The organism is Streptomyces sp. NPDC049040 (assembly GCF_043197715.1).
Classification (GTDB): domain Bacteria; phylum Actinomycetota; class Actinomycetes; order Streptomycetales; family Streptomycetaceae; genus Actinacidiphila.
In genome coordinates this window covers 1-8,797 of the sequence record NZ_JBICTO010000040.1, presented here as the reverse complement: position 1 = coordinate 8,797, position 8,797 = coordinate 1, and the positions used below count along the sequence as shown (strand labels likewise).

Here is an 8,797-nt window from a genome sequence, read left to right as displayed (position 1 = left end):
ACGCTCCCGCTCCTCCAACAACCCCATCACCGACGGCACCCGGCACCTCCACCGAAGAGACGACACGACACGTCACTCCTGCCGCCGAACCACCGGCATCACACCTGACCAGCGGAAACGCAGCGAGCACCATCGGAAAGACAACAGCTTCTGAGCCGGGTAGTCGTTTGTTTTGACGGCGGAGGGCCGCCATCTGGCCTGAGTTTCCGGTGTCGGAGCCTGGTTCCGGGAGGTTTCAGCAGGCATTCGCTGGCGGCGATTGAACAGTGCTCAGTCGCTGCTGGTCAGACGGGGCGTCACCAGCACACGGACATGTCCCGCTCAAATCCGGATCGGGAATCCACTGCGGCGCTGCGATAGGTGTGGGACACCAGTTGTTCACCGCACCGATCTACCCGCATAGATCCAGGAGGTGGTGTCATACCGTCAGCCCCGGACACGCCCGGGCATCACCTGCGGGAGACCCGCTGATGCACGCCGCCTCGCCGCCTCGCTCGCCGCCACCACGTTGGCGGCCGCCGGCCTCATTGTCGCCACCACAGGCTCGGCTGACGCCGCCACCTGCTCGCGTTCGTACCTGCCGCTGCCCGACCCGCACTGCACGCCCGGTGTGTACAACCCGGCCGTCACCCAGTCCACGATCGGCTCCACGATCTGCGTCTCGGGCTGGACCGCCACCGTCCGCCCCTCGACGTCCTACACCAACGCGCTGAAGACGCAGGGCATCGCCGACTACGGCTACGCCGACAAGAGCCTGTCCTCCTACGAGGAAGACCACCAGATCCCCCTCGAGCTCGGCGGCTCCCCCCGCGACCCCGGCAACCTGTGGCCCGAGCCGTACTCCGGTACGAAGACCGCCACCACCAAGGACGGCGTCGAGACCAAGCTGAAGAACGCCGTCTGCAAGGGCACCATCACCTTGTCCGCGGCACGCACCGCCATCAAGAACAACTGGGCCACCGCACTGAGCGTCACCGGCATCGGCTGAACCCCCGTGCACGTGAGCCCCGCCCGGTAGGTGGGGCTCACGCCGCTCGCAGCGCCCGTTCCGCAGTACGGCCACGACCATGGGGAACGGGTCGGCAGGGCGCTGGACGGCCTGCTGATCGCATCACCGGCCGGGGCGAGCAGGAGCGTTCCGCTGGCGCCGCGCTGGGCACGGAGATCGGCCGCTTCGGCGTCGCAGGCTGCGCCTGCCGCTGTGGGGGCCGCAGCGCCCCGGCAGGGGAGGTGGTGTCCGAACTGACGGGCGGGTCCGCCCTGACGGGGCTGCGATCCCCGCCGCGCAGGGCGAGGACGCGGCCGGGCGGCCGGGTGCGGTCGGTCTGCGCTGGCTGGTCTGTGCCGGCAGGGGGCAGAGCCCGCGAATGAGGTTCGTTCGATCGCCGCCGATGCACGGGGGCACAGGTCAGGAAGCCGGTACCGAGGGGGGCTCTTCTGCGGCGGGGAAGCCGAGGACATCGATCATGTCGCTGAACAGCTCTTCTGCGAAGACCTCTGGTTTCGAGCGCAGCATCGTCTCGACTGCGGTGAGCTCGACGCCCGCGCCGCATCCTGCCTCGGCGGCCCAGGCGAGTGCTTCGCGTGCCGCGTCCGGAACCTCGGCGTCGAACTCGGCGATCTTGCGGGCGGTGGCCTGCGCGCACTCGGCCGAAGCGGACCACTCGAGCGGATCGTCCACGTCGCCTGGGGGATCGACTCGCAGTTCGGCGGCGACTTCCAGGTTCAGCGTCGCCGACCACTCCCGGCCGCTCGGGCTCAGCCCGCGGACGTAGACGACGTCGCTGTCATACACGAACCCCACGCACGCCGGTGCCCCCGACCTCGCGGCGAGGTCGCGCAGCATCGTCTCATCCCGCCAGTCGCCGCCGACCTGCCCGGTCCGCCAGCCACCGGGCCGCAGCCACCACTCGCCGCGCTCGGCCATCCTGTCGCGGACTTCCTGCGGCAGTCCGCCGAAGACCGACACCTCGGCCAGCGGCCGTTGGTTGCGGCAGAAGACCAGCATCCCGGAAAAACCCATGCTCCCACCCCTGTTCTCGTGCTTCCTCCCGACGGTAGGCCCGAGGTCCGACAACCGGCGCAGCCGCCGCAGAGCCGCACGGGGTGTCGCAGCCGGGACGCGCACATTCCTGCCGGACGGCCAGAACCGATGGGAGCCGGCCGGGCCGGGAGCCGCCGAAGCCGACCTGCCGGGCGCCCACACAGTGCCAGCGGTGCCCAGGCGCTCCTGCGTGCCCACAATTTGCCGACCTCGGCTGCGTGGGACACCGCGATGATCGAGGCCGTAGCCGATCTGCCGCCCATCGTGGCCAGCGACCTGTGCGGCATCACCGCGGGCACAGCCCACTCCCGGGCACAACTCGCCAACGACAGCTGGACCGACTACCTCGACGCCTGCGCCGCCACACCGTAGAGCAGCGGAATCTCGACGTCAGCGGCCGGACACCGGCCACAGCCAGGCCCCGCTGTGCACGAGGAGGGCAGCCGGCACGGTCTGCCGACCCGAGTTTTCGCAATAGGGGCCGCTGGGCTCAGTCCCACCAGAAGGACCAGACCTCGCAGCCCAGTACCTGGTTCGCCGCGTAGACAGACAAGATCCCGTCGTAGTCCTGGACGATGGTGTCGGGTGAGAAGGCGAAGTGCTCGGCGGCGATGCGTTCCGCCTCGCCGATCGTCCGTACCGGTGCAGCCACGGAGACGATCACGCGGTCGTCGGCGAAGCCCACCAGACGCGTACCGAAGCGCTCCTCCCAGGAGCCCAGGATGGTGCACAAGTCCGCGGCCCCGTAGGGGGATACGAATGTCATGTGGCGTTCTTCGAACAGGGCGGGTACCTCCGCGCTGCGGTAAGGGCGGCGAAGAGCGAACTCCACCTTGCCGTATTTGCTCATCTCGTTCTGCCGTTGTTGGCCCTCTGCCACATCCGCCAGCACCTTGAGCGCCAGTTGGTCGGCATCGGCCCAGGGGCCGGATGGGGCGTCGGCCAGACCAGGCCATTCGAAGCCGAACGGGGCGACTTCCTCAGCAACGTCCTCAGGCTCGTAATCATCGTCAGTCACATAGGTCTGCCATTGCTCCGCCAGGATGCGATCCGCTGTCCGCGTCTCCACAGCTCTCCCCCACAGATCAGCTCAGTGTGTTTCGCCGGAAGCTAGCACCTGGCTGCGACAACCAGGCATCGGCCGCGCTCCGGAAGCCGCGTATCCCAGCGGTAGGGCATCCAGCGAGTCGACTGCAACAGGGGACTGATCAGACCTCTGCTCAACCTCTCCGGGGGCCTGCCATGGCGGCACGGACTTCAACGCCGCCAACAGCCCACGGGGCAGATACTGCCTCTTCGCCAGTCGACTGGAGCGCGACCCGCACCTACCGGGCGGAGTTTTGGAGTACGTGCGCGACGGTCACTTTGGCACCCACCTCGCCAAGCCCGCGGCCCGCACCTGACGAAGAACCGGGGTGCTTACCCCACCTAGTGCCGCATCAAGCAACGTTCGCCCTGCAACATGAGGCTGAGCACTGCCATACTCAGCGTTATGGGGAAAGCGGCGAGTCGTACCCGTTTGTGGGGGTCGAGTGATTTGACCGGCGGGCCGGTCGATCAAGTCTTCACGCAGGTGCGTCATGCTGTGCCCGGGGTGATCATCAAACGCCTGGCGGCCAGGCACGCCGGTGACGACGACAACGTCTACTTCCTGGGTGATGAGTCGGCCGTGGATCGTGTCCAGGTCGATACCGCCACGGACGGTCAGCCGCCGTTCTTGGTCGAGGCCGATGATCGGGTGGTGACCTCGGAGGTCGCCGAGGCGGTCGCGACCGTTGTCGCGTGGCTGGGTTCAGGCGACGTTGGCTCTGGCGACGATTTCGCGTAGGCGTTCGTCCCTGGCGTGCTTGTTCCGCCAGATGATGTAGCGGCGGATCATGCTGCCTTTGCTCCTTGTGGCTGGCGTGGTCGGTGCCGTAAAGGGTGAAGTAGCGCAAGGCGGTGAACTGGGCTTCGATGCGGTTCAGCCACGAGGAGTTCGTGGGGGTGTAGGCAATCTCCACATTGCTCGCCTCAGCCCACGCCGCGACCAACCCCTCGCCCACCTGTCTTTCCCTTTCCTTCCCCGGTGTCAGCTGGGCGGCAGCAGCCCGGCCGCCGTCAGGATTTTGTCGGCGACCTCGTCGGCCAGGTTGGTGCCGGTGGCGCCGGGCATCAGACCGGCGAACATGGACCGGGCCTGCGCGCGTGCCCGCCCAACCGCATCGTGCTGCCACGCCTGCAGCGGGCACATCACCAACTGGGACGTCTGCACCACCCTCTCCAACGGGATCCTCCTGCTCAGCGAGAGCGACCACGGAGACTTTGTCGCCGTCTCGTACACCAAGAAGGCCGGATCGGCCATCACGGGGAAGCTCGGCTGGGTTCGCAATGGCAGCGCCCATGTGAGTACCACCCTGACGTTCTCCACGTCCCTGGAGCAGGAGTACGACTGGACCGCCACCGCGAGCTGTCTTCCGACGACCGGTGAGATCGTCTCCGGGTCGGATACCTTCACCACTCCCGCCGCGCCGGGCTGCTGACATGATGGCGGGCCGCTCTTCGGGTGGCCCGCTTCTGCAATCTCATCCCCCCGTTGCACTTCTGGGAGTTGGTTCGTGCTCTACGCAGTCTTTCGCGGTCACGGTTCGTTCATCGTGATGGCGATCCTGATCGCGGTCACGGTCTGGGTTGCGGCCTTCCGTTCCTCGTCTCAGTCCGGGTACCGTGCGATCGCCTCCGCCACGTGGGCGGCCTCGATCGCCGGTGTCCTGATTCTGACCCTCTGGAGCACGGGCGAATCACGCGGTCCGGCCGAATGTTTCATCGACGCCGACCTGCGCGACTCCTTCGGCACCGAGCAAGGCTTGCTCAACCTGGCCATGTTCATCCCGACTGGCGTCCTGGGCACTCTGGCCACCCGCCGCTTCCTGCCCGCCGCAGTCGTCGGCCTCGCCCTGACCGCAACGGTCGAGACCCTGCAAGGCGCGTTCCCACATCTGGGCCGCGCCTGCGACACCAGTGATCTGATCGCCAACTCCTGCGGCGCGCTCTTCGGTGCCGCTGCCGGCTGGGCCCTCGTCAAGGTCGACACCCGTAATACCGAGCCGTGGAAGTTCCGGCGGCGCCCCGCACTGATAGGAATCAGTGTCTTTGCGGCGTGCCTCGGCACTGGTTGGGTCACCAGTATCACCTTACAGCCCATCACCACTGAAACTCCGGTCCGGACTGCCAGCGCCGCACAGAAGCAGGCACTGCAAACCGAACTCCATCGCGCATTCGGTAACCAGTACACCCCGGAATTTGTCACCTTCATGCCGACAGGACCCGGCACTGGCAACCTCAGCGCGGGAATCGGCCCTCACTCCAGCATGCAGATCTCATGGCCGGAAGCCTCCAGCGCCGAGTACAGCCTGGAGATCGCAGCACGGGGCGGAGACCACGGCTACCTTGTCCCTGGCGCTCTCCACCGGGCGTCGACTCCCGCAGAGGCCATCGCCGTCGCCACGACGTACGCACGCGACCACGACCCGTGGGCGCTACGGGGCGTACACCCCACCGCAACCCCGGTTCCCCACATCGGATGGATGATCAGCTGGCGGCGTCGGGTGGACAACGTCCTGATGCCGATGCGCCTGGACATCGAGATCGACCACGCCGGCCGGATCGAACAACTCATCAGCCGTCACCTCCCCGATGTATCCGTTCCCTCCCCGACTCTTACGGCCCGCGAGGTAGCAACGGGAGGGGCCGGAATCGAGTACGAGCTGGCAGCGGAAGGAGAGGACCTGGGGCGCCTGATCGCTGTCACCGACGAGGCCCGCGCCCGCGGGAGTTGAGGCCGCGGTGCAACGGACCGGGCACCCGCAGACGTATCGCTGTCTGCGGGTGCCCGGTCTGCGGTGCTATCAGAGGATCAGGTTGTACACCTGCCACCCGCCGCCGATCCGCGTACGGTTCAGGAAGGGCGTTGTGGCTTTGCCTGTGCCGGCGTAGAGCCACAGCACTCCCGCGGCGTCGCGGGCCACCAGGTCCGCCTTGCCGTCGCGGTTGACGTCGCCGGCGACGGAGAGCTGGTTGTAGCCGGACCAGCCCGCGCAGATCCGGGTCCTGGCCTTGAGCGGTGCCTTGGCATTGCCCGTGCCCGCGTAGAGCCACAGCACTCCGGCGCTGTCGCGTGCGGTGAGGTCGGCGATGCCGTCACCGGTCAGGTCGGCGGAGCCGGCGAGCTTGCCGTATATCTGCCACCCGCCGCCGATCCGGGTGCGGGGGGCGAAGGGCGCCTTGGGGTTGCCTGTTCCCGCGTAGAACCACAGGACACCGGCCGTGTCGCGGGCGAGCAGGTCCGCATTGCCGTCGCGGTTCAGGTCTCCGCCGCCGGTGAGCGTGGTGTAGATGTTCCACCCGCCGCCGACCTTGGTGCGGTTGGCCAGCGGCGCCCGGGAGTCGAACTGGCGGTGGTAGTACCAGAGCGTTCCCGAGCTGTCGCGGCCGACGAGGTCGCCGCGGCCCTTCAGCTGCGAGGCAGACGGTACGGAGTCCCAGTACTGCAGGTTCTCGCTGAACGGGGACAGCTTGGTCAGTGCGTTGTACGTCTGCCAGCCGCCGCCGATGGTGCCCGGCGGGGCGTAGGCGCCCGTGGGGTTGTAGATGCTCAGCTTTCCTGAGCTGTCACGGGTGAGCAGAGGGTGGTCGAGGAGTAGGGGGTCGCCCTTGAGGTCGAACGGGGCCTGCGCGGCGACCTCGTGGCCGAAGCCGTAGCTGCCGGTGTAGACGTCGTACGAGGTGCGCGCCGCGAGCTGATAGCCGGACAGGCCCGCCGGGGCCGTCAGCGTGTAGGAGATGGTCTGCTCGCCCGCAGGGATGCGGCAATCGAGATTGGCCCCACCGACGACCATCATCATCTGGCTGGAGTTGCACATGACACCTGCGCTGGTCGACAGGTCCTCGAAGTGCAGGACGTCCGCGTAGCGCCACCTTGGCTGGCCGTCCAACTGCCAGAAGTGCAGCATCAGGTGACCTGGGTCGGTGGCGTGAACGTGCAGAGTGTGCCGTACGGAACCGCCGGACGGCAGGTCGGGGGTGTCGAAGGTGACGGTGTTCGTGGCAGCGTGCTCGCTGCTGAACACGGTCGCTTTGCCGGTCCCGTACGTGTCCCCCGCGGGATGGGCGCCGGCCGCCAGTGCGGTCTGTACACCGGCCGCCAGGTCACCGCCGCTGGGGACGTAGGCGTAACCGAAGTAGGCCGTCGTCAGGTCCGGAGTGCCGGCGGCGACAGCGAAGGAGGGGCTGCTCCTGACCCCTCCCTGGGCGACGGGGCAGGTGAAGACCGCCGGGTAGCCGGCGACCGGGGTGCAATCGCCGGTGTAATCCACCGTGATGCCCTCGGGCAGTCCTGCAGCACCGGCCTGCGGACCCGTGAGCTGCACGGCGGAGAAGGCGTAGACGACGTCCCCCTCGGCCTGCTCGGAGTTGTCGTACGCGTACGGGGCCCACCGGCCTCCCGGTGCCACGACATCGACGGTCGCTCCGAAAGTGGGCGCCGGTGCGGCCGCGCCCGCCGGAGGTGAGACCCCGGCGAGACCGGCCGTCAGGACAGCCGCAGTGACAAGCACGCCGACAGCGCGGCCCAAACGATTCCGCATGAAATCCCCGGCAGCGGTGCCCGCGACGGGAGCGGTGGTGCTCCCGGTGTCCGCGGAGGCGGTGGCGGACGGCAACCGGAGCGTGCCGGCCAGTGCGGCGGTGGTGGCGGCGCGCAGCGCGGTACGGCGCTGCGAAGGCATGACGGACAACAGGAATCCCCCCAGGTATTCGTACATGGATGGTTGGACCGCAGGTTCACCGTTGCCCGGCCCCCCGGCCGGTCCTGCGGGCTTGCGACAACTGAGAGTGTGTCAGCCCGATGACCCTGTACCCGTCCAGGAACCGTCACCGCCGCGTAACACCCGGTCGGCGGCCGGGCCGCAACCGCGTCGGCGTCCTATGCGGCCGGCTACGCGAGAAACTGCACGTCGCACCGGAGCACCAAGCATGGGTCGGACACCCGTACGGAGAGCGTCCGGCTGCCTTCGGCGAAGAGCAGCCGATGACCGAGCACCTGGCTGTACCCGTGCCCGTCGACGAATTCGTTGATCGTGCCCTCGACGGCGGCCCGCACGATAACCGAGTCATTCCTGGGGCTGCTGGTTGGTCCGGGACTCGGACGGGATGTCGTAGAGCTCATGCGGCAAGAGGGAGATCTTCCGGGCATCGGTGCGGGTGCAGGAGGGCTTCACCGGGCACTGTCAGCAGTGCCCGTACCTGCGTCGCAAAGACCGGCCCGGCCAGTCTTGCTCGTCCCCGGTCGACACGGCGGGCACTGAGGTAGGTTCGGGGGTTCTTCTGAAGGAGCACCGCGTGCATCTGGAGCGATTCTTCCCGTCGGTGAGTCGAACTCGGCGATCTTACGGGCGGTGGCATGCGCGCACTCGGCCGCAGCTGCCAATCGCCGTATTCGGCCATCTCGTCGCGGACTTCCTGCGGCAGCCCGCCGAGGACCGACAGCTCGGGCAGTGGCCGTTCGCTGCGGCAGAAGACCAGCATCCCGGAAAAACCCATGCCCCACCCCTGTTCTCGTGCTCCCTCCCGTCCGTAGGCCCGAGGTCGGACAACCGGTGCGGCCAGCCCTGAAATGCACGGTCACGTCCGCTGGAGTGGTGTATTGACGGCCACTCGGCGATCTTGTCTTTGACGCTATGCGGTGAGTTCGGCGGGCAGGGCGGTCTTGTGGTT

8 protein-coding genes and 2 pseudogenes are annotated in these 8,797 nt (G+C 67.9%); 5 read left to right on the top strand and 5 right to left on the bottom strand.

Annotation, left to right across the window (positions count from 1 at the left end):
* Positions 1-415 precede the first annotated feature (415 nt).
* The gene (locus tag ACGFMP_RS37095; RefSeq protein WP_393678501.1) at positions 416-988 is read left to right on the top strand and encodes a hypothetical protein; all 573 of its coding nucleotides are present in this window, start codon (positions 416-418) and stop codon (positions 986-988) included.
* Between the two features lie 420 nt (positions 989-1,408).
* On the opposite strand, the gene ACGFMP_RS37090 is transcribed toward ACGFMP_RS37095, so the two are convergent.
* Positions 1,409-2,023 carry a hypothetical protein gene (locus ACGFMP_RS37090; RefSeq protein WP_393678499.1) on the bottom strand — a complete coding sequence of 205 codons (615 nt, stop codon included), beginning with the start codon at positions 2,021-2,023 and terminating at the stop codon, positions 1,409-1,411.
* 252 nt (positions 2,024-2,275) lie between these two features.
* Here ACGFMP_RS37090 and ACGFMP_RS37085 point away from each other — a divergent pair, with 252 nt between their 5' ends.
* Positions 2,276-2,416, top strand: a complete 141-nt coding sequence (locus ACGFMP_RS37085; RefSeq protein ID WP_393678497.1) for a hypothetical protein — start codon at positions 2,276-2,278, stop codon at positions 2,414-2,416.
* A gap of 118 nt (positions 2,417-2,534) precedes the next feature.
* Here the strand turns inward: ACGFMP_RS37085 and ACGFMP_RS37080 are convergent, their stop codons facing one another.
* Entirely contained in the window at positions 2,535-3,113 is a 579-nt protein-coding gene (locus ACGFMP_RS37080) for a DUF4253 domain-containing protein (RefSeq protein WP_393678495.1), read from the bottom strand.
* Positions 3,114-3,536: 423 nt separating this feature from the next.
* Between ACGFMP_RS37080 and ACGFMP_RS37075 the strand changes: the two genes are divergently transcribed.
* Complete coding sequence (locus ACGFMP_RS37075; protein WP_393678493.1) at positions 3,537-3,872, top strand: hypothetical protein; 336 nt, start codon at positions 3,537-3,539, stop codon at positions 3,870-3,872.
* Here the strand turns inward: ACGFMP_RS37075 and ACGFMP_RS37070 are convergent.
* A pseudogene (locus ACGFMP_RS37070) lies at positions 3,837-4,074 on the bottom strand (transposase); the annotation flags it as partial. The gene ACGFMP_RS37075 and the pseudogene ACGFMP_RS37070 overlap by 36 nt on opposite strands.
* 138 nt (positions 4,075-4,212) lie before the next feature.
* Here ACGFMP_RS37070 and ACGFMP_RS37065 point away from each other — a divergent pair.
* Positions 4,213-4,566, top strand: coding sequence for a hypothetical protein (locus ACGFMP_RS37065; RefSeq protein ID WP_393678491.1), 354 nt, complete (start codon positions 4,213-4,215; stop codon positions 4,564-4,566).
* A 117-nt stretch (positions 4,567-4,683) separates the two neighbouring features.
* Positions 4,684-5,079: pseudogene (locus tag ACGFMP_RS37060) on the top strand (VanZ family protein); the annotation flags it as partial.
* Positions 5,080-5,931: 852 nt separating this feature from the next.
* On the opposite strand, the gene ACGFMP_RS37055 reads toward ACGFMP_RS37060, so the two are convergent.
* Together ACGFMP_RS37055 and ACGFMP_RS37050 are read right to left on the bottom strand one after the other, a co-directional pair.
* A complete protein-coding gene (locus ACGFMP_RS37055; protein WP_393678503.1) occupies positions 5,932-7,809 on the bottom strand; it encodes an FG-GAP repeat domain-containing protein in 1,878 nt (625 codons plus the stop codon).
* A gap of 436 nt (positions 7,810-8,245) precedes the next feature.
* Positions 8,246-8,623, bottom strand: a complete 378-nt coding sequence (locus ACGFMP_RS37050; RefSeq protein WP_393678489.1) for a hypothetical protein — start codon at positions 8,621-8,623, stop codon at positions 8,246-8,248.
* Between the last annotated feature and the right edge of the window lie 174 nt (positions 8,624-8,797).

Excerpts from the sequence above, each read along its gene's own strand:
- ACGFMP_RS37085 (WP_393678497.1), top strand. The coding sequence starts at position 2,276 with ATGATCGAGGCCGTAGCCGATCTGCCGCCCATCGTGGCCAGCGACCTG.
- ACGFMP_RS37075 (WP_393678493.1), top strand. The coding sequence starts at position 3,537 with ATGGGGAAAGCGGCGAGTCGTACCCGTTTGTGGGGGTCGAGTGATTTG.
- ACGFMP_RS37050 (WP_393678489.1), bottom strand. The coding sequence starts at position 8,623 with ATGGGTTTTTCCGGGATGCTGGTCTTCTGCCGCAGCGAACGGCCACTG.
- ACGFMP_RS37090 (WP_393678499.1), bottom strand. The coding sequence starts at position 2,023 with ATGGGTTTTTCCGGGATGCTGGTCTTCTGCCGCAACCAACGGCCGCTG.
- ACGFMP_RS37055 (WP_393678503.1), bottom strand. The coding sequence starts at position 7,809 with ATGCCTTCGCAGCGCCGTACCGCGCTGCGCGCCGCCACCACCGCCGCA.
- ACGFMP_RS37065 (WP_393678491.1), top strand. The coding sequence starts at position 4,213 with ATGGACCGGGCCTGCGCGCGTGCCCGCCCAACCGCATCGTGCTGCCAC.